Annotated in this window: 26 protein-coding genes; 22 read left to right on the top strand and 4 right to left on the bottom strand. The window is 37.4% G+C overall.

What is annotated here, in order from left to right; all coding sequences use genetic code 11:
- Positions 1-11: 11 nt before the first annotated feature.
- The 9 genes from UFO1_RS12240 to UFO1_RS12200 all read left to right on the top strand — a co-directional run bounded on the left by UFO1_RS12240 (position 12) and on the right by UFO1_RS12200 (position 7,476).
- Positions 12-368, top strand: coding sequence for a hypothetical protein (locus tag UFO1_RS12240; protein WP_038671143.1), 357 nt, complete (start codon positions 12-14; stop codon positions 366-368).
- Positions 368-1,561 carry a hypothetical protein gene (locus UFO1_RS12235; RefSeq protein WP_038671141.1) on the top strand — a complete coding sequence of 398 codons (1,194 nt, stop codon included), beginning with the start codon at positions 368-370 and terminating at the stop codon, positions 1,559-1,561. Before UFO1_RS12240 ends, UFO1_RS12235 begins: the two co-directional genes overlap by 1 nt.
- Positions 1,562-1,574: 13 nt before the next feature.
- Positions 1,575-4,499, top strand: coding sequence for a hypothetical protein (locus UFO1_RS12230; RefSeq protein ID WP_038671140.1), 2,925 nt, complete (start codon positions 1,575-1,577; stop codon positions 4,497-4,499).
- A 120-nt stretch (positions 4,500-4,619) separates the two neighbouring features.
- Positions 4,620-5,087, top strand: a complete 468-nt coding sequence (locus UFO1_RS12225; protein ID WP_038671138.1) for a phage holin family protein — start codon at positions 4,620-4,622, stop codon at positions 5,085-5,087.
- Entirely contained in the window at positions 5,087-5,629 is a 543-nt protein-coding gene (locus tag UFO1_RS12220; RefSeq protein ID WP_038671137.1) for an N-acetylmuramoyl-L-alanine amidase, read from the top strand. The genes UFO1_RS12225 and UFO1_RS12220 overlap by 1 nt, the downstream gene beginning before the upstream one ends.
- The gene (locus tag UFO1_RS12215) at positions 5,630-5,929 is read left to right on the top strand and encodes a DUF6527 family protein (protein ID WP_038671135.1); all 300 of its coding nucleotides are present in this window, start codon (positions 5,630-5,632) and stop codon (positions 5,927-5,929) included.
- Between the two features lie 2 nt (positions 5,930-5,931).
- Complete coding sequence (locus tag UFO1_RS12210; RefSeq protein ID WP_038671133.1) at positions 5,932-6,498, top strand: hypothetical protein; 567 nt, start codon at positions 5,932-5,934, stop codon at positions 6,496-6,498.
- A 112-nt stretch (positions 6,499-6,610) separates the two neighbouring features.
- On the top strand, positions 6,611-7,135 hold the full coding sequence (locus UFO1_RS12205) for a hypothetical protein (protein ID WP_051788921.1): 525 nt from the start codon (positions 6,611-6,613) through the stop codon (positions 7,133-7,135).
- Positions 7,136-7,236: 101 nt separating this feature from the next.
- On the top strand, positions 7,237-7,476 hold the full coding sequence (locus tag UFO1_RS12200; protein ID WP_038671131.1) for a hypothetical protein: 240 nt from the start codon (positions 7,237-7,239) through the stop codon (positions 7,474-7,476).
- Positions 7,477-7,520: 44 nt separating this feature from the next.
- On the opposite strand, the gene UFO1_RS12195 is transcribed toward UFO1_RS12200, so the two are convergent.
- Complete coding sequence (locus UFO1_RS12195) at positions 7,521-8,069, bottom strand: hypothetical protein (protein WP_038671129.1); 549 nt, start codon at positions 8,067-8,069, stop codon at positions 7,521-7,523.
- 75 nt (positions 8,070-8,144) lie between these two features.
- On the opposite strand from UFO1_RS12195, the gene UFO1_RS12190 reads away from it, so the two are divergent.
- The 9 genes from UFO1_RS12190 to spoIIR all read left to right on the top strand — a co-directional run bounded on the left by UFO1_RS12190 (position 8,145) and on the right by spoIIR (position 13,575).
- A complete protein-coding gene (locus UFO1_RS12190) occupies positions 8,145-8,381 on the top strand; it encodes a helix-turn-helix domain-containing protein (RefSeq protein ID WP_038671127.1) in 237 nt (78 codons plus the stop codon).
- Between the two features lie 123 nt (positions 8,382-8,504).
- Positions 8,505-8,807 (top strand): hypothetical protein, encoded by a 303-nt coding sequence (locus tag UFO1_RS12185; RefSeq protein WP_038671125.1) that lies wholly within the window; start codon positions 8,505-8,507, stop codon positions 8,805-8,807.
- Between the two features lies 1 nt (position 8,808).
- The gene (locus UFO1_RS12180; RefSeq protein ID WP_038671123.1) at positions 8,809-9,636 is read left to right on the top strand and encodes a ParM/StbA family protein; all 828 of its coding nucleotides are present in this window, start codon (positions 8,809-8,811) and stop codon (positions 9,634-9,636) included.
- Positions 9,618-9,860: a hypothetical protein gene (locus UFO1_RS12175; RefSeq protein WP_038671121.1), complete on the top strand. Its 243-nt coding sequence runs from the start codon at positions 9,618-9,620 to the stop codon at positions 9,858-9,860. Before UFO1_RS12180 ends, UFO1_RS12175 begins: the two co-directional genes overlap by 19 nt.
- Positions 9,861-9,871: 11 nt before the next feature.
- Complete coding sequence (locus tag UFO1_RS12170; RefSeq protein ID WP_051788920.1) at positions 9,872-11,047, top strand: FtsK/SpoIIIE domain-containing protein; 1,176 nt, start codon at positions 9,872-9,874, stop codon at positions 11,045-11,047.
- Positions 11,004-11,384: a hypothetical protein gene (locus UFO1_RS12165; RefSeq protein WP_158442811.1), complete on the top strand. Its 381-nt coding sequence runs from the start codon at positions 11,004-11,006 to the stop codon at positions 11,382-11,384. Before UFO1_RS12170 ends, UFO1_RS12165 begins: the two co-directional genes overlap by 44 nt.
- Complete coding sequence (locus tag UFO1_RS12160; RefSeq protein WP_038671117.1) at positions 11,377-11,664, top strand: hypothetical protein; 288 nt, start codon at positions 11,377-11,379, stop codon at positions 11,662-11,664. Before UFO1_RS12165 ends, UFO1_RS12160 begins: the two co-directional genes overlap by 8 nt.
- A gap of 507 nt (positions 11,665-12,171) precedes the next feature.
- Entirely contained in the window at positions 12,172-12,945 is a 774-nt protein-coding gene (gene sigG / locus UFO1_RS12155; RefSeq protein ID WP_038671115.1) for an RNA polymerase sporulation sigma factor SigG, read from the top strand.
- 21 nt (positions 12,946-12,966) lie between these two features.
- Positions 12,967-13,575, top strand: coding sequence for a stage II sporulation protein R (gene spoIIR / locus UFO1_RS12150; RefSeq protein ID WP_038671113.1), 609 nt, complete (start codon positions 12,967-12,969; stop codon positions 13,573-13,575).
- Between the two features lie 146 nt (positions 13,576-13,721).
- On the opposite strand, the gene UFO1_RS25760 is transcribed toward spoIIR, so the two are convergent.
- The 3 genes from UFO1_RS25760 to UFO1_RS25230 form a co-directional block, all read right to left on the bottom strand.
- On the bottom strand, positions 13,722-14,378 hold the full coding sequence (locus UFO1_RS25760; RefSeq protein ID WP_236639183.1) for a zinc ribbon domain-containing protein: 657 nt from the start codon (positions 14,376-14,378) through the stop codon (positions 13,722-13,724).
- Entirely contained in the window at positions 14,351-15,193 is an 843-nt protein-coding gene (locus UFO1_RS25755; RefSeq protein WP_236639182.1) for a recombinase family protein, read from the bottom strand. Before UFO1_RS25755 ends, UFO1_RS25760 begins: the two co-directional genes overlap by 28 nt.
- A gap of 113 nt (positions 15,194-15,306) precedes the next feature.
- A complete protein-coding gene (locus UFO1_RS25230) occupies positions 15,307-15,444 on the bottom strand; it encodes a hypothetical protein (RefSeq protein WP_158442810.1) in 138 nt (45 codons plus the stop codon).
- 399 nt (positions 15,445-15,843) lie between these two features.
- Between UFO1_RS25230 and UFO1_RS12140 the strand changes: the two genes are divergently transcribed.
- From UFO1_RS12140 to UFO1_RS12120, 4 genes are all read left to right on the top strand, one after another.
- Entirely contained in the window at positions 15,844-16,782 is a 939-nt protein-coding gene (locus UFO1_RS12140) for a hypothetical protein (RefSeq protein WP_038671111.1), read from the top strand.
- Positions 16,783-16,931: 149 nt separating this feature from the next.
- On the top strand, positions 16,932-17,168 hold the full coding sequence (locus UFO1_RS12135) for a hypothetical protein (RefSeq protein WP_051788919.1): 237 nt from the start codon (positions 16,932-16,934) through the stop codon (positions 17,166-17,168).
- Between the two features lie 71 nt (positions 17,169-17,239).
- Positions 17,240-17,470 carry a hypothetical protein gene (locus UFO1_RS12130; RefSeq protein WP_038671109.1) on the top strand — a complete coding sequence of 77 codons (231 nt, stop codon included), beginning with the start codon at positions 17,240-17,242 and terminating at the stop codon, positions 17,468-17,470.
- A 368-nt stretch (positions 17,471-17,838) separates the two neighbouring features.
- Complete coding sequence (locus UFO1_RS12120) at positions 17,839-18,114, top strand: YlmC/YmxH family sporulation protein (protein WP_038671105.1); 276 nt, start codon at positions 17,839-17,841, stop codon at positions 18,112-18,114.
- The last annotated feature ends 233 nt before the right edge of the window (positions 18,115-18,347 follow it).

The following is an 18,347-nucleotide window of genomic DNA, read 5'->3' as shown; positions in this document are numbered from 1 at the left end:
TGGTGATTTGATTGGCAGGAATACATGATTTTTATGCAAGACAAGGAAATAGTTTTAGTTCAGGACCAATCCAATGGAGGCGAGGTGATACCCCTGTTGATTTAACGAATTTAGCAGGTAAATGTCAGATAAAAACAACAACGCAGAGTGGAGTGTTGGCAGAAGCAATAGTAGTTGTAACAGATGCGGTAAACGGATGGTATTATTTTTACTTAACATCAACACAAATGGCAAGTATTCCAGCAGATGGACCAACTCCAAACGATTTCACGAAATATGTATATGACAATCAGTGGTCCGGTGCTGGTGAATATGTGGAAACAAATTTAGTAGGCGGGTTTTATGTAGCAGCGGAGGTAACGAAATAATGGCAGATAATGTAATAGTAGTAAGAGGAACAGATAATATAGTTGTTATAGATCAAGGATCGGCAGCATCAGTTGCGCAGGTAACGAATGCCGCTAATGCAGCTCAAGCTGCAATAACCATAGTGGAAAACGTTAAAAATGATGTATTACAGTCGGAAACTAATATTAACGAAACAATTGAAAATGCTGTTATAGAGTCTACTGCTACAGCGGTTACTCAGGCAGGAATAGCCACAACCAAAGCGACTGAAGCTACTGGGCAAGCTGTAATTGCTACACAAAAAGCAATAGAAGCTGATAATTCAAATCTTGCAGCCGCGAGTTCAGCTAATGCAGCGAATCTTGCAGCTCAAAATATTGGTAGCCTAGCATTTACTACAGTTGCATTAATGAACACTGATTTGGCCCATGGTGCTAATGCGATTTGTTTAGTCACCAACGATCCAACAATAACAAATAATGGTCAGTATATTAAGCTAGGTGCAAGTGGTGCAGGCAGTTGGCAAAAGTCAGCTTATGTACCGCCACTAGCAAGTAATGCTGTAAAAAATACAGATGTTTATGTTTCAAGCAATAACCTTGTTAATTCGATTGCGAGTTATTTAGATACAATCCTCAACAAGACTACTGGAGCGACATCAACGCAATCTGGTTGGAAGACAACAGATTTTATTCCTATATCGGCTAGTACGAGTTATTTTTTTAGTACTGTACGTTATATCTGTTACTATGACTCAAATAAGACTTTTATATCATCTGTGGATGGATCTTATACGAATTACACGACAGCATCACCGAGCAACGCGGCGTATATGCGGGTAACTTATGTTGCAACCTCTACTTTAAGCATAACATTAGGATCAACAGCAACAAATATCACAAATTATGGGATGCTTAATAGCAATGCTTTGTTAACTCTAAAGGATTCAATAAAGTCATGGTTTAGAAGCGAAGCATATACCATTACTTCGACAATAAGTTATAACCAATACGGACGACCTACTTCACCGTTAAATATAACTTGGCCAGACAATGCAACTGGAGTGCTTACCATCACTTATAACAACGACGGCAATGTGACAATTATTTCTGCTACTCACATTTCGCACTTAGGAACATTTACAGTCACACAGGCAGCTATTACATATGTTGATGGATTGCCTACGGTAATTCCGGCAGTAACAATAAATTAAGGGGGACTATTAAATGCCTTTATTATCGCCAACAAAACTAAAAACGGTTGAAATTATAGACCGCATAGAAATTGCAACCAATGCTTTAACAAGTAAAGCCGTAAGTGTCCCAGTTGAATATGGAAAAGAACTTACTATCATAATTGAGAATAATGGTGCCGCTGATTATGGGGCAACCGTTGCTTTTCAAGTTAATAAGCTTGATAAAACAACTGGTCTTTGGTTTTCGTCTCAAGTAGTTGGTTATACATCATCGGAATTATCTGGGAATACAATATCGCTCAAAAAAGGCGAAACAATCTTTAAAATCCCAGCAAGTTCTTTGGCGGCGCATGAAAGCCTTACCATTACCTTTAATGGCGCGGTAGATAGCCCATTATATGCATATAAGGTATGGCAATTTGGTTCAACAATCGCAATACCAATAGATTACCAACCAATATCACCTGGCGTAACAAAAAACATTTTTACAAAAGGAACGCAAAAACATTTTAAACTTACCATTATTCCTTCCGGCAACGATGGTGCAAACACAATTGAATTAGCGGTGTTGGCTAATAGTGCTTACGCCGGGAATTTACTCTATACTGATGAACCTTGCGCTATATCTGTGGATAATAAAATCAAAATAGTTAAGCCAACCACTTTCTATATTAATAATATTTACGCCTATGCAACATTTACGGCAAGTATTATTAGTACAGGAACGGCTACAGGAACATATCTGTTAGAATACCCAAGCTCTCCTGTAGATGTTTCGCCTCTTCATAAAAGGATTTTTACTGCTACAACTGCAATAGGGGGGATATATTCCTTTACGCCAGATATTAAAGCTAAAGCGGTTATTTGCACCATTGACTCAATAGTAGGTACAGGCGGAGTAATAACTGCTGAATTGTACCCCCAAAACAATCTAAATGCCGAGATAGGTAAGGTTTATGAGATTGGCGCAGGAGTTGTTGGCGGAAATGCAATGACAATCACAACCAGTGGTAGAAGACAGTTTTTGATTAAAGATTTAAAAGAAGTAACCAAAATACGCGGCGCAGTACCAACAATGACGGGAACAGGAAACAATATAACAATGTCATTTGCAAATTTATTTACTGATGTTTCACTATTCACGGCTGAGGATGGGAGCTATTTTCATGGTGATGGGTTTAATGTATCGCGCATTGTAAATGCTACTAAATGGGCATCCCTGGAAAATTGGAAAGCTTTTTTAGCTAGTACTATTTTAACCGTAACAGACGGAGTAAATGCAGGGACTGTTGATATTACCTCATTGCCTAACTGGAAAACAGGAGATTCTATAGGTGCTATAGGATTTATACCTTTTAAAAAGGGTGGACCAGATGTTTCAAATTATTCGCGTGAAACAAGCATGAGACTATGTTTTTTTACTAGACTTGGGAATATATATCATAATTACCCGGCAGCAGCAAGTGACGATAAAACTACAAACGGCGGCATGGTTGACTTCGATTTATCTGCTATTTACGAACCAGTTTATAGAGTGTCGGATGATACTTTTGTATCTTCTGAACGGATTCCTTCGGCGAATGCTTCGTTAACATCAGAGGAACAAAAACTTTACAAATACGAACCTGGATTACCTGCGTGGAATTATAATCAACATACTAGCAATATAGGTGGTGTGAAAGCAGATGCTACGCCTTATGGTAGTGGTGGTTTATCGCCAATACTTGATAAAAACGGAATGAAATTAATTCGCGCTGTACATCCTTTTGATTTTGGAACAAATCCACAAGATGCAGCATTCCCATACACCATGTCTGGATATTTAGCTAATCCTTTTTCGGTTAAATCTAAGTGCACCGTGTATGTACCGTACAACGGAATTAACGCTACAAAACATGTTATTCTTGGCACTACTGATGGTGGTCGAATTTGGGTTGTTTTGCATGAATTAGGCTCCGGGGCATATGTTTCCAAATTTGGGAATAACTTCGACTATTCTTCCATAGGCGCATATAGCGCAGGTGAATTGTCAGTTGTCAGACGAAATTACATTCTGCCTACTGGCGCGGCGAAAGAGCCGATTAATTGCTTTCAATACGAAACCCCGATAACAGTATCTAGTATTGCGACTTCTGGCGGAAAGGCTATTGTAACAACGTCTGCCCCGCATGGTTTTGTTACTAGCGATTTGATTTGCTTCAAGAAAAATTTTAGCGGATTATATTCTTTCCTTGAAAACACAATTAATGCTTCTAATACAGGGGGATTAGACAGTAATGGTGTCGGAAACGGGAGATTTTACAAGGTAAAATATTTAACACCTACGACCTTTGAATTGTTGCAGAACTATAACAGTGTTGACGAATATTTGCCAGTGCACCATATCCATAGTAGTAATGCTACAAAGGACGGTTTTGCTATCTCCTGCGGCGAGAAATATCCAAATGGGTGGGTACTCTTTATCAGTGTGCCGCAAATCGACGACTTTGAATTTTTCGACCCATATACCTATCGCTACGCTAATCGCCACATTTACCGCTTGACTAGCACAGAAAACGCCGTGCAACGACCAGTAGGTTTTATCCTCAATGATGATAAAGACCAAACTTTTTTGTTTGCATCAGACGAACAAGGGATAGACCGTGGTTATGTAACAATAACTGGGCGAACAACTGGATTACCTAAAAGAAGTTCAGCTGGTGTTTTTAAAGGAAAACTTGCAGAGATTGACGATATAACTAAAGCTGAGTGTGTTTTAGAAATGGAAGAAGCGAGTCTTGGCATTGTTAAAGCACAAGGAATTTATGTAGTTTGTGGCATGTCGCGGTGTACATACCTCAGTAAAGATGCTATAAGTTGGGTTAAAATACCTTTAGTTACTAGTTATGTTGGCGAGCAGACAGGTTGTATATTCTTGATAAACGGTACTACAATCTATAAAGTGTCTAAATATTAATAGGTATTAAACTCGTATAAGAGCCGATGGGCTCTATTTTTATTGTAGGTGACGATATGCCGAAGGAACCATGCCGCTAAGTAGCGGTTATTTTTATATAAATTTTTGGGGGGTGGAGAATTGGAAATAGTTAAACACTGGGAAAAACTTATTGAGGCATGGCAGATAAAAATATTGTTAAGCGTTTGTCTTACATGGCTATTTGGTGATTACAATGCGGGATTAGGGGCATTAGGTTGCTTGGTAGTATTGGATTGGCTGACAAAATGGGGTGTGCTTTCGAAAGATGCAGGTGGTTTTATAAAGGCTTGGCAAACTGACACGATTAGTAGCCGGGGAATGAGAGAAGGCCTTAAAAAAATAATCTGGTACATGCTTGCTCTGATAGCCGCACATCAATTAGAGCAATTTTCTATTATAGGATATTCTGTGGGCCATGCTGCCACTGAGATTATGAGCGCATATCTAGCTTTAATTGAGGCGAAAAGTATTCTAGAGAATTTACGAGACATGGGTATGCAAGGCGTTGATCCGCTCATTGCCATGTTAGGAAGAAAGCAGACTGAAATCACAGGAGGGGATAAATAATGAAAATAACAATTAACGGCGGACATTACCCAGGAAAAGATCCGGGGGCAGAAGGGGCAACTGGATTGCAAGAGGCTGTTGTTGCAAGGGATATCATGCAACGTGTTTCTAGTTATCTTCGTAATGTAGGCTATGACGTGCTAGAGGTACAGGAAAACGAACTATATCAAATTACCGGTGCATCTAATGCCTTTGGTTCAGATTTATTTGTATCTATTCATTGCAATGCGGCTGCTAACACGGAGGCAAAAGGTAGTGAAACATGGTACTGTAATGGATCGGTTGGTGGCGAAAAACTAGCAACGTGTATCCAATCACAAATTATTAATACAATAGGTACGGCTGACCGTGGTATTAAAAATGCTACGCCTCACGTTAATGGCCTGTATGTATTAAGCAATACTGATGCAATAGCAGTGTTGGTAGAGACAGCCTTTATTTCCAATGCAGATGATGAAGCGTTATTAGCAGATGAAGGTAAGCGTGATCAGTTTGCTAGGGCAATTGCTAGGGGTATTACTGATTATGTAGGAGGTTTATAAATGCCAAAAGTAAATTTTTGCAATAACAATAAATCACTATTATTCGACTGCCCTGGTTGTAAATATCCACACAAGGTTAATGTTGAAGCATTTGAAGACCAACCAGTATGGCAGTATAACGGCAATGCAGATAGCCCAACTATTTCACCGTCAATACGAGTTAAATGGGATGAAGGTGACGACCATCGGCAATGTTGTTGTCATAGTTTTGTTACTGATGGTAAAATTCAGTTTCTGAATGATTGCACTCACGCATTAGCAGGACAAACAGTAGAATTACCAGATTGGAGTTGTTTATAAAGATGATCAATCTAGATGCAAGCAAGTCGTTTATCGCAAATAATTGGAAATATTTCTTGGGGCTAGTCGTTGTACTGGCCCTTTTGTTTTGGGGCAGGCAAGAATACCAACAGTGGAAACAGCACATCATTGATCAAGCACAGAAAACCAATACGCAAACCGTTGTCACATTACCCCAGCAAGTGATAAATACTAAAACCGAGACAATCAGAGAGGTAACCGTACAAGCCCCAAGCCAAGAGGGTGCTATCCTGCAATTTGTGGAGCGACAAGGGAAAGTTATTGCCATTGTAAATGGTCAAGAAGTTGAAGTGCCTAATGTATCTGGTCAACCGGATGTCAAAATAGGTGAGAATGGAGAACTTAAGTTTTCTACATCTTCTACCACTAAAATAGATGTTACCGACATGGCGAACGCTCAAGCAAGATTAATTGCTAATCAAGAGCTAGAAAAACAAGCAAAAATAAATGCGGAAGAAATGAAAAAAGAAAAATCTTCTCGCAAGAAGGAACGGATCGGATGGATACTTGGTACTGCTGCAGGTGGGTATTTGCTTAAACGGAAATAAATTATAGGCCCCGTCTTACCTTAATCGGTAGGGCGGGGCTTTTTTTATTTATATTAAAAGGTTATTAATGGATTATACCGAAAAGATAAATAATAAAAGGAGAGTGATAGTATTGAGTATAAAAGTATTTGTTGATGCCGTTAGGAAATCCATTAATGAGCAAAACTGGTATGCAGCATTAGCTCTGGCTCTTGCCTTACCTGATATGTGTAGTAAATTAGAAAGCCCTAATCTTCTTAATACAGGTATGAGATATAAAAATTGGTATAACAAATATATGCTTTTAAAATATACGCGTAAAATAGGGGCTAATGAGACTACTCATGTGTTTCTAAATGCTGATGATTTTTACGCATTGAGATGTTCTTATTTACACCAAGGTTCTCAAGACATTACAGGTCAAAAAGCAAGAAAAATATTAGAAGACTTTAATTTTGTGGCACCACATGGGCGGGGTACTATACATTTAAACAAATTAAATAATACATTACAACTACAAGTTGATATATTTTGTGAAGATATCTGCGTGGCTATTGAAAGATGGATTAATGATGTTCTAGATAATAATGATAAAATAAAAGAGCGTGCGGAGCTATTATTGACGATAAAATGTTTAGAGAACACATTTTCACTTTAACGAATAACACGTAAAACAATTCCCAACAACTACTACTTGCCATTCACTTCAAAAAACCTTACAATAAAAACAAACATATGTTCGTTTTAGAGGTGAAATATATGAGCAATTACAAGGTTTTCGTAGAAGTAACAGCAAGACATGATATACAAGGAAACATTAGACCATTATCAATTAAATGGGAAGATGGGCGGGTATTTGAGGTTGACAAGCTCCTAGACGTTCGCCAAGCTGCATCATTAAAAGCTGGTGGGATGGGAATGAGGTATACTTGCAGGATATGTAATAAGCAGGTTTATTTATTTTGTGATCAGGGCAAGTGGTTTATGGAACGAAAATGAAAACTCCCCAGGCTTAATTGCTTGGGGAGTTATATTATTCTAGATTACATTTTTGGTGGAAATACTTTTTCCTCTAAAATCTTTCTAATTTCTTTTCCTACATTAGAAGATGCAGTCCCCGCACCACCCCATTTTGTCATTCCGTTTACTTTACCACTGAAAATATAGTTTGATTTTCTCATATCGATAATCTTAACGTGAGCAGATGATTCGTAACCCATCCCAGCAGCACGCCTTACAGGATCAACTTCTATAAAAATTAAGTAAAGAAAACCATCATCTTTATAAATGTCTAGCAAATCCGCTTTTTCAGCACTGGTAGAGTCTGCATATCCTTTACTTTGTAATTTATCTAGGTACTTTATGTCAGTGACAATTTCACAATTGTTTTTTATTAATACTGGTGCAACATTTTTATCAATAATATCTTCATGTACGCTTCGAGTAGTCATACCCCATGTAGAAGTATTGGAATACTTAAACCCTAAAAGGACCTTATCGATATTGTTTATAACTATATCACTATTCGGAGTAGCTGCACTGGTATAAGGAATTGAGAATAAGAGTAATAACATGATGAGTGTTTTAATCATTTTAAATCTCCTTAAAGGATATTTTTATTAAATATAGAATAACATAATGGTAATAATTGGACAAGGCGTGATTATATGGAATGCAGAAATAGATTAGAATATTGGCGGTTACAATTAGCTGCTAAGCGCGGTAAGGGAATTAACCAAAAAGAAATGGCAATTTATTTGGGAGTAGAACGTACGATATACAATAAATGGGAAAGACATGTTAATGAACCTACGAGGGATCATATTTGGGATTGCTGGAATAAACTGAAACATGATTTCCCAGAGATAAATTTACAAGATTTACTTGAAGACGCTCCAATTTAAAGGAGCGTTATTATTTTTATCTATTTTAGTGAAAATTATTCAATAAAAGTGTATCAGAATCAATAATCGTGCATATCTATATAGCAAACCATATGGAGAACTATATAGAAAGGGGCGGGTTAAATGGATAAATGGTTAGTTGATAAAGTTTTGATCGGTGAAATGGGAATAGCAGAGAAACAAGGGACTTTTGCTCACAGCTATATTTGTCAAGTTTGTGGGCTGCATTTTGTAGTGTACTCATGGAAGCTAGAACGAGAAGAAGATGGTTGTCCTGAGTGTGGCTATATGTTTACGTACCATCAAGTTAAAAAGATTAATGGAGAAATATTTGAATACTGCCCGGTAAAAGGGAGTAACACTGTCGCTGATTCTGTAACTCGCATGAATTTGAAAAGATGTATTATTTCTGCTGGAGGTAGATGATATGCAAGTAATAGCAATCGACTGTGGTCGTGACACTCTAAAGGCTATAACCGGAAATCGAAGGGCCAGCATTAAATCAACAGTAGGAGAGCCAAGAGAACTAAAGATAGGTGATTATGGAGATTATGACGTTATTATCAACGGGCAGAGGAACTTCCTGGGAGAACTCGCAGAGCGCGAATCTAGGTTCCGTCGTGAAATGGTATCCCGCAGCAAGATCCACGAAGACACCGCCATATTATCCTTGACAGCAATTGCGCTGCTAGCGAGTGAGACAGATATTCGGGTAGTAACAGGCTTACCAGTGGAACAACACGATCAAGCAACAAAAAAAGAGTATATCAATTTATTGTCAGGGAATCACATCATAACAGTTAATGGCCAACGTCATAATATTAGGTTGTCCGAGGATGATATAGCAGTTGGCATCGAGGGCGGGGGAGCATATTGGGCAAGAAAAAACAGGTACCTTAATTGCATTGTTATTGATATCGGAAGCAGGACAGTTAACGTGGTCTGTGTATTTAATGGTAGGTTTCGAGATGTGGATAGCTTCACATTAAATTACGGATGCCTAGAGTTAGAAAATGCTGCTGAAAATCCAGGTGATATGATTGCCAGTCAATTAACCCGGAGAATTTACGCTGATATATCTAAAAGATTGTTAAGTATTAAATACCCTGTGTTATTAGCTGGTGGGGGAGCTATTCTTTTGGAGCCCTGGTTAAAACAATACTATCCAACAGCAGAAACTAGCGAAGAACCAGTTTGGGATAATGCTATAGGACTTGGTGTATTAGGTGATATGAAATGGCAAACCAAAAATTAGTTTATATCAACGATCAGGAAGTATGGAAGTATATTTGCCAGCTAAATAATTTTTCCGCATGGGTTCGCGATAAGGCCAGGGCAGAAATGCAAGGCGGGATTGATCCGGGGATAGCTATTTATATAGAAGAGTTATTGAGTAGGAGACTGGTCGGGAGAGCGGAGCCCGTAGTTATGCCAGTAATAAGCGAGGATTTGGATCATGAGATATGTGGATTTTTATAGGAGGATATTATATGAAGGAAAATATTTTTGCTGAAATAAAAAACGATATTCGATCAATTATAATGCCAATGCTGAACATGGAAATACCTCTAGCCGTTACAGAAACGATCGAAGCCCTATGGGAAGATAAGCGAAGGCCACAAATCCACGCTAAGAAGAAAATCGCTAACGGCTATACATTTACTATTGCACTCCCTGCAGGGGTTAGTTTTAAAGATTTTTATAGCAAGCTAGATTATTTCAAGGATGCAGCAGGCGGAAACAATGTTCAGGTAGATATCAGTCAATCCGGTAAAATGGCAATATTAAATATCAGTACCGATCTACTAGGTGATTATTTTACTTATTCGGCAGATTATCCACTTAAAGGAATCTTGCCAATACCAATAGGGTATAGCAAGCGTGGCTTAGAAGTTATCGATCTCGCATCATTGCCCCACATGCTAATAGGAGGAACTACAGGCGGTGGCAAATCAAATGCTATACATGTTATCGCTAACTCATTATTAAACCTTCCAGAGCCGCCTGTGATAGTATTGATTGACTTGAAAATGTCAGAGTATAACTATCTTGAAAATCGTGTCATGCTAGTGACCGAATTAGAAACCGCTTGTCAGGCACTGGATAGGCTTGTGCAGGAGATGCGGAAAAGGCAACTATTATTAAAACAATCTAAATTCGTTAATATCGGTAAATATAATGCCAAATGCGTAACGAAATTACCATATATCGTACTAATTATTGATGAGCTGGCAGAATTAAAAGATAAGGATGCACAGGAAGACCTAGAGACATTACTCAGATTGTGCCGGTCAGTAGGAATTTGCAATGTAGCTGCTACGCAAAGGCCATCATCCAAAATATTCACCAGCAAGTCATTTGGAGATGCAAAGGCAAATTTTTCAGGCCGCTTATGTTACCAAGTAATATCAAACATAGATAGCCGTATCATTTTAGACTCAGGCGAGGGCGCATTATTACCATCCATACCAGGAAGGGCCATGTGGAGAAACGGAAGGGAACTAATTGAGATACAAACACCTTATCTTGATCCCGAGGAGGTGCAGCAGATTGAACAATTTCAGACGGGCGGGAAAGCAAAGGGACAACAGGCTTATCGAAACTCTAACGGAGTGGGGCGTATTGGATGCAAAACAAATACAACTCCTACTATATCCATCCGCTAGAGTGGCCCAAAGGAGATTGTCGGCATTGTATCAGCAAGGTAAAATTAAACGCTGTACTCAAACATCACCATATTTTTATTACATAGATGTTCACAAAAATCCCCTGCAGCGTATAGGTATAAACTGGGCTAGATTGTGGCTTGAGAAACGCTGTAAGTCATGGGAGCGTATATCATTTAATTATGATACTTCAATCTGTACGGTCATAAATACGGTAACTGGGGCCATTAGAGAGCATTACATTACCGATAAGGTTTTTAAATTACCAGGAGATAGTACGATCATGGTCAACGATGATTTTATAAATAATGCTAGGGAGGTTTTACGCAATGCGTGAAATCATATTAATAATTTTTAGTTGCTTAACACCAACAATTTGCTATGCTGGACTTAGGGACTTAATATCTGGATCTAGTTCCGATGCTCAGATATACGTGAATGGAACACTTGCTATATTTGCTTGTGGGATTATAAGTATAGTAGGTCCAATGATATTATCAGCATTTGGTGGAAGTAAGATTGCTAGGTTAGTCGCAAATGGAAGTTACCTAGCAGCTGTAGGAATTTTTATAGGATTGGCTATGATGTTATTTAAACAATTTTGCGATTTAATATAATGTTGATATACGTTTGCCTATTCGTGAGCTATTCGCTAATACGTACAAAAACAAGCCTTAACGCTAGATGTTGAGGCTTTTTTTTGCGTGAAACAGGGTCGCGGTTAGTGTGTGCGGGTGCGTGTACATGCGTGCGCAAAAAAATATATGCATAGTATAATAAACTACGCATATATTTAATAGAAGGAAACTTTATATTATCATGTTTTGTGATATTCGTATTGAGAAAAGAATTATAAAAAGGTTACGTAAGGAAATACTACGTATGGAATAGACCTAACAAAGGACTTAGCTAAGCTAGGTCTTTTTTTATGCAGAAAAATAGTAACAATTGTTGGTAGTAGATCGTTACAATTTTACTTAAATATCCTGCTAATGATAGCTAAAATAGGTGTTGTCAATTAATGTTTACGATGGTTCTGTGAATAAAACTAACTATGCATGGCAATAATGCTCATGTATGGTATTTATTAAAATGGATTTATGGAAACCAATGGGGGGAAAAAAATGATTATAAATAAAGTGGAAATTTGCGGTGTTAATACAGCGAAACTCCCGGTGCTTTCCGCTACTAAAATGCGTGAATTGTTTGTGGTGCTACAAAATGGAGAACTATCGGTAAGAGAACAATTAATCTATGGCAATTTGCGATTGGTTCTTAGTGTAATCCAGCGGTTTAATAATCGGGGTGAATATGTAGATGATTTGTTTCAGGTTGGTTGTATTGGTCTAATGAAAGCAATCGACAATTTTGACCTTTCGCAAAACGTCAAATTTTCTACTTATGCTGTACCGATGATTATTGGTGAAATACGTCGTTATTTACGTGATAATAATCCCATTCGAGTTAGTAGGTCTATGCGGGATATTGCCTACAAAGCATTGCAGGTAAGGGATTCTCTCGTCAGCAGACATTCCCGGGAGCCTTCTATAAAGGAGATTGCTGACGAGCTCAAAATTCAACGGGAAGAAATAATATTTGCTCTTGATGCGATTCAAGAACCAATTTCTTTATTCGAGCCAATTTATCATGATGGCGGTGATCCTATTTTTGTGATGGACCAAATTAGTGATGATAAACAACTGGATTTTAATTGGCTAGAAGGGGTGGCTATTAAGGATGCATTACGCAGGCTCAGCGATAGAGAAAAACATATTCTTAATTTGCGATTTTTTGAAGGTAAGACACAAATGGAAGTCGCTGATGAAATTGGAATATCGCAAGCGCAAGTTTCAAGATTAGAAAAAGCAGCCCTTGGTCATATGCGTAAATATATATAAACAGGTGGGAGAAAATTTACTGTGAAGAGAAAATTATTATGGGGATTTGGTTTACTAGGTTTAGGTTTTTTTATAATAGCAGGCTGGGGATTTTTAACGTTACAGGGTAGAGAAAGCTTGCCTGTATCTGTTGGTAAAGAAGATTTAATTCGCTTACATGTACTGGCTAACAGTGACAACACGGAAGATCAGCAGTTAAAATTGAAAGTGCGCGATGCAGTAATTGCTTATTTGGCACCTTACCTAGAAGCTGCCAATAATAAAGAGGCTGCAAAGAAGGTTGTAGTTGCGCATAAACAAGAGCTCATTACAATAAGTGAAGAAGTTTTAAGTAAGAATGGCGCTCAGTATCCAGTAGATATTGAGATTGGAATGTTCGATTTTCCGATAAAAGCATATGGTAATTTGGTGCTGCCAGCTGGAAAATATGAAGCAGTACGAATCTTAATAGGTAAGGCAGAGGGGAAAAATTGGTGGTGCGTATTATTTCCTCCCCTGTGTTTCATTGATATAACAAATGCGACCGCTATACCAAAACAGCAAGGATATGCGGATAACCAGGAACAACAAGATGGAAAAATTGAATTCCGTTTTAAGCTCGTTGAATTATGGAAGGAAAATGTTAAATGAAGAGTTTATTACTCCTTAGCACATTTATTCACTGTTCTCATATAATATATGGAACAAGCAGAGTTGTGCTAGGAGGCAAAAATATGTTAAAGACGTCAGATCTTAACGTATCAGATACACAAATGACAATATAAAGAGACGGCAAATTATCTTTCAAAAAAGAACTCAAAATGTTCCTCTTGCCGCGCCGCATAGACGCGATAGGGAAGTTTCGTGAGTACATTCCGTTTTTCTTTAAAGGTTTTGGCTTTTAAAAAATCAGCTGGTGATAGAACCAGCTGGTTTTCTTTTTCTTGAGATATTGTTAATTCAGAAAGGGTGGTATGAATAGTCTCTAATTCTGAGTTAATATTCTTTAATGCCTTTTCTGCTGTTTCGTAGTCGATTGTGTTTTCATGATACCAGCGCATAGTATTCATCTGTTTTTTCTTAAGTTCTAATTGGAGGTTATTTAAGTAGCTAATTTCTTTTGAGTAAGTGAGGTTATTTTTGGAATATAAGTAATCTTTTAACTGACTATTATTTTTGGCGATAGAAATAATAAATTCCCAAACGGCAGAATCCAAATCATCCACGGGAATTCTACGGCATGTGCAGGGAGTACCATTAAGTGCATAGGAGCTTGACTCTTTCGAAATGCAGGAATAATAATAATAGATTACATCGTCACCTGTTTTACGTTTAGAAGTGCGAGCATAGGCCGTCATGGAGCGTCCGCAGAGGGCACAATATAATAATCCTCGCAGCAGGTAACGGTGCTTATTATTACGTTTTGCTAATTTTTTATTTTTTTGTATTTGCATTTGGCCGCTTCCCATATTTCTCTGGTTACTATAGCTGGTATATTGACGGGAATCCATAACTCCTGAGGATTGGTTTTTATTTCACGTGTATTTTGGCCAGTTTTACTGGTTTTTTGTTTAAATAGATGGTGTTGTCCATGGTACATTTCTTTGGTGAGTATACGTGAGACAGTACAGGTTGAGAGTGGGCGTCCGTTAATGCCAACAACACCGAGGTGCAATAATTCTAAGGCAATTTTTCTAGACCCAAATCCGTGATTAATGCATAAATCATAAATCAAGCGTATGGTTCTAGCTGCTTCTTCATTAATCATATACATGCTATTTTTTTTATCCCAGTCATAACCAAAAGGGTGAGCATTAAAGACGATTTTTCCTTTATTTGCTTTTGCTCGCCGGCCACGAGAGGTGCGTTCACGTATTTTTGCTTTTTCATAGGCAGATATGGCACCCTTCATGCTGAAAAATAAATGGCCTTCAGGGGAGGAGTCATAGTCACCCGTTACAAAAGTAATAGTTGCACCAGCTTTCTCTATTTCTGCAGCAATGATCAATTGATTGGTAAGATTGCGGGAAAGACGGTCAGGATCATAAATAGCTACTGTTTTAATTATGCCTTTTTGCAGATCTTCCCGTAGCCTTTCAAGGCCTGGACGTTCTAAGAATTCGCCACTGTAGCCATTGTCAATATATTCTTCTACGTTGGTAGAGCCAAGTGCTAATAAATGTTTGCGACATGCCTCGATTTGGTCGTCTAGTGAATAGCCCTTAAGGGCCTGGTCATCTGTTGAGACTCTCACATATAGTGCATTCATATTATCCTCCATAAAAGATAGACAATATATTCATAGTATGATTTTATGTGAGGGCAAAATAAAAATGACAGAGCATATGTTCTGTCATTTAGGATCTGTTTTTATATTGAGGATTATTTACCTCTGCCAGTTTTTCTCATAGGAATTTGGTGGCTGGTATTGCCGGCTTTGCCTTTTGCAGCTTTCAAAAAAGACTTATTATTCTCATTTGCCTTTTTCTTTTTCTCAAGTAGTTGAGCTAGTAAGTTCAAGTAATGTCCCTCCTTTTTGTAATTGTTAATTCGGCAGAAAAAAATTGGATTACGTTTATTATATCATGTTCTTTTATACCTAGTCGAATGCTAGATTAAATCTATTTTATGGTTTCCTGAAAGTACTTTTATGATAATTTAATTTGCTTTTTTAGATAAAAATGGAAAATGTACTATTTAAAAATACAAATGTATTTAGATAAGAAGGAATTTGATATTTATATGTAGAATGCAATGTAAAACCTAATTTTTTGTAATGTTCCTATGTGATATGGAGGTGAGGATCAATAAACATTAGGAAGTAGTTGCAAGATAGGCTGGTGGGCGGGGCCAAATAAATCTGGAGATCTGCAGTACCAAGAGCCATGGGGAAGAATAAGTAACGTCGGAGGAATTAAAATGAAAAAGATAATAACAACTGCTCTTGCTGCCGCTATGGCTCTAACCGCGGGTGCTGTCTTTGCCGCACCTGTCGAATTCGATAGTCAAATTAAAACCCAGTATCGCTCAAATACCAAAGACACTGTGGCCGATACTCAAGGTGGAATATTTAGTTTTCGCTTGAATGCTAAAACTGCTTTAGATAAGAATGTAGACTTATTTGCTCGCTTTGCGGCTCAAAGTTTGAGTGGCGACAAAATTGGTGCAGATTTTGATCAAAATAAATATGGCAATAACGGTTTAGTTACTCTTGATCAATATGGCATAATCTTCAAAGGTAAAGATTTTAAATATAAATTAGGACGTCAAGGTGTATCAATTACGCCAACTGCTCTGCTCTATAGCAGTGAGTCATATATTGGGGAGAATATGTCTTTCCTTGATGGTTTAGTTGTAGATGGAAAATCGGGTGTGACTTCATTACAATTCGTTGCTGGTAAAAGTGATCAAACTACTAAAGACAAAGTTTATTCCCTTCATGGTTCTTATAGTCCAGCAAAAAAATGGACTGTAGGAGGTACCATTGCTAAGTCTAATCCTAATGCTGGCAGTGATAAAACTTATTGGGGTACCGATGTGCAATATGCTACTGGTAAAGCTAATTTTGTAGCTGATTATCTTAGATCAGATGCTGATACCAACAATGACGCCCTTGTTCTAGGGGTAAGTTATGCATTCGACAGTAAAAATACATTATCTGCGTATTCTCATAATACTGGCAGTAAATCCAATATTGCTACTGATTGGGATAATGGTCAAAAAGGTGCTTATTATATTTATAACCACACCTTTGATAAAACAACCTCATTGAACTTATTATATAGAAGTAATATTGCAACTGAATCAATAGCGAAAGATAACACTTCTTTCCGTGCAACTGTTGCGTATAAATTTTAACTTTTTTGAGAAAGACACGAACATGTGAGTTCGTGTTCTTTTCATATTTACTGTTTACTGGTATTACATAAAAGGATAGTTTAAACCTTATTTACTATCTATAGTGCTATTAAAAGTTGTTTTTTCATAGGTTACTATGAGGTGATGATATGACATATGAAAGGAAAAAGTGTCAAGGGTTATTTCGTGGTTTCGTGATGGAAAGAAAGGATAAAAAAAATGGACTTTATCAAGCCATAACAAAAGGGTCCTGTACCTTTATTGAATATGTTGAGCGTGTTGAAATGACCGCATTATCAATCTTTGAACAAGAAATTGTTAATGCGCTGATTCAAACGGATAAAATGCCACTTTTTGATCCTAATCTTATAAATAATAAACTGTAAGACTTAAATGATTGACAGGTATAAAGAAGCATGTTTAAATAAATTAAAGGGTTTAAAGAGGTGATGATGTTTTGGAAAGAGATCGAGGTATTTTGCCAATCGAAGGAATTGAGAAAACATTACGAGTTAAGCCTATAGGACGCATACGTTTATTCAAGAGACCTGAATATATGCCAGACCCTAAGAAAAAACATCAACCCCAACAAGAAAATCAACAAGCTGAGGAAGAGAAAGAAAAATCATCAAATCATGCTAGCCACAGTGCTGGGACCATCGGGGTAACTATTGACTATAAAGCGTAAAAATAATTACTTAGATTGCAAACCACAAGGGTACAGTAACGCAGTACAAAGGGCATTGTATTGAAGGTTATTGTACTTTGGTGGTTTACTTATTTTAGAGGTGGAAATGATAATGGAAAGACCCTTATGCCGTAACTGTATTTATCTTTATACTACTTGGGATAAGAACTTCCCTTTTGGGTGCAAGGCAATGGGGATTAAAAGTTCATCATCGCCTGCTGATGTTGTCAGGAGGGCTTCGGGTCATGAGTGTCTAGCATATGTAGAAAAATCTAAAAAAGAACCATGAATGGATAGCGATATTCACGTTCTACGGATATATCATAAATATTCTTGTCCCTCATAGAATGTATTGGGGGGTGGATGTTGTGAAAGGTATTACCAATTGTGTATCAGATCTTAAGCTTAAAGAAGTAATCAACATTGTTGATGGTAAAAGAATGGGAGCGATCACAGATATCGAAATCGATGTGGAAAGCGGTAAGCTAACAGCGATTGTGGTGCCAGGAAATGGTAGATTCTTAGGGTTATTTGGTCGTAGTGAAGACATTGTAATTCCTTGGGATAAAATTAATAAAATAGGGTTTGATGTTATTTTAGTTGAAACCACAGCTTTTGCTGATATGAAGCATCTGGATAAGTAAAAAGTTGAAGAATAGTCGTATTTACATATAAAAAAATATAAAACGATTGCAAATTCTTTAAAAGTAGCAATCGTTTCATTTTTTTTATTATGATTAAATAAAAATAATAATAAATTTAGCAGGAGAAGCACAAGATATGGCGTAAAGTAAATATTAAAACACAACATCTAGTAAAACAAAATAGTTAAAGATTCATAAGTGAAAAAGGCTTGTTGATCCTTTAAAATTGGTGG

It is taken from the genome of Pelosinus sp. UFO1, assembly GCF_000725345.1.
GTDB lineage: Bacteria > Bacillota > Negativicutes > DSM-13327 > DSM-13327 > Pelosinus.
This window is presented reverse-complemented; position numbering and strand designations above follow the sequence as displayed.

What these genes read in the sequence shown, in the direction of transcription:
- UFO1_RS12175 (WP_038671121.1), top strand. Translation starts at nt 9,618, where the DNA reads ATGGCAAACCAAAAATTAGTTTATATCAACGATCAGGAAGTATGGAAG.
- UFO1_RS12135 (WP_051788919.1), top strand. Translation starts at nt 16,932, where the DNA reads ATGACATATGAAAGGAAAAAGTGTCAAGGGTTATTTCGTGGTTTCGTG.
- UFO1_RS12170 (WP_051788920.1), top strand. Translation starts at nt 9,872, where the DNA reads ATGAAGGAAAATATTTTTGCTGAAATAAAAAACGATATTCGATCAATT.
- UFO1_RS12160 (WP_038671117.1), top strand. Translation starts at nt 11,377, where the DNA reads ATGCGTGAAATCATATTAATAATTTTTAGTTGCTTAACACCAACAATT.
- UFO1_RS12210 (WP_038671133.1), top strand. Translation starts at nt 5,932, where the DNA reads ATGATCAATCTAGATGCAAGCAAGTCGTTTATCGCAAATAATTGGAAA.
- UFO1_RS12180 (WP_038671123.1), top strand. Translation starts at nt 8,809, where the DNA reads ATGCAAGTAATAGCAATCGACTGTGGTCGTGACACTCTAAAGGCTATA.
- UFO1_RS12235 (WP_038671141.1), top strand. Translation starts at nt 368, where the DNA reads ATGGCAGATAATGTAATAGTAGTAAGAGGAACAGATAATATAGTTGTT.
- UFO1_RS12140 (WP_038671111.1), top strand. Translation starts at nt 15,844, where the DNA reads ATGAAAAAGATAATAACAACTGCTCTTGCTGCCGCTATGGCTCTAACC.
- UFO1_RS12215 (WP_038671135.1), top strand. Translation starts at nt 5,630, where the DNA reads ATGCCAAAAGTAAATTTTTGCAATAACAATAAATCACTATTATTCGAC.
- UFO1_RS12200 (WP_038671131.1), top strand. Translation starts at nt 7,237, where the DNA reads ATGAGCAATTACAAGGTTTTCGTAGAAGTAACAGCAAGACATGATATA.
- sigG (WP_038671115.1), top strand. Translation starts at nt 12,172, where the DNA reads ATGATTATAAATAAAGTGGAAATTTGCGGTGTTAATACAGCGAAACTC.
- UFO1_RS12230 (WP_038671140.1), top strand. Translation starts at nt 1,575, where the DNA reads ATGCCTTTATTATCGCCAACAAAACTAAAAACGGTTGAAATTATAGAC.
- UFO1_RS25755 (WP_236639182.1), bottom strand. Translation starts at nt 15,193, where the DNA reads ATGAATGCACTATATGTGAGAGTCTCAACAGATGACCAGGCCCTTAAG.
- UFO1_RS12220 (WP_038671137.1), top strand. Translation starts at nt 5,087, where the DNA reads ATGAAAATAACAATTAACGGCGGACATTACCCAGGAAAAGATCCGGGG.
- UFO1_RS25760 (WP_236639183.1), bottom strand. Translation starts at nt 14,378, where the DNA reads ATGCAAATACAAAAAAATAAAAAATTAGCAAAACGTAATAATAAGCAC.
- UFO1_RS12190 (WP_038671127.1), top strand. Translation starts at nt 8,145, where the DNA reads ATGGAATGCAGAAATAGATTAGAATATTGGCGGTTACAATTAGCTGCT.
- UFO1_RS12195 (WP_038671129.1), bottom strand. Translation starts at nt 8,069, where the DNA reads ATGATTAAAACACTCATCATGTTATTACTCTTATTCTCAATTCCTTAT.
- UFO1_RS12185 (WP_038671125.1), top strand. Translation starts at nt 8,505, where the DNA reads ATGGATAAATGGTTAGTTGATAAAGTTTTGATCGGTGAAATGGGAATA.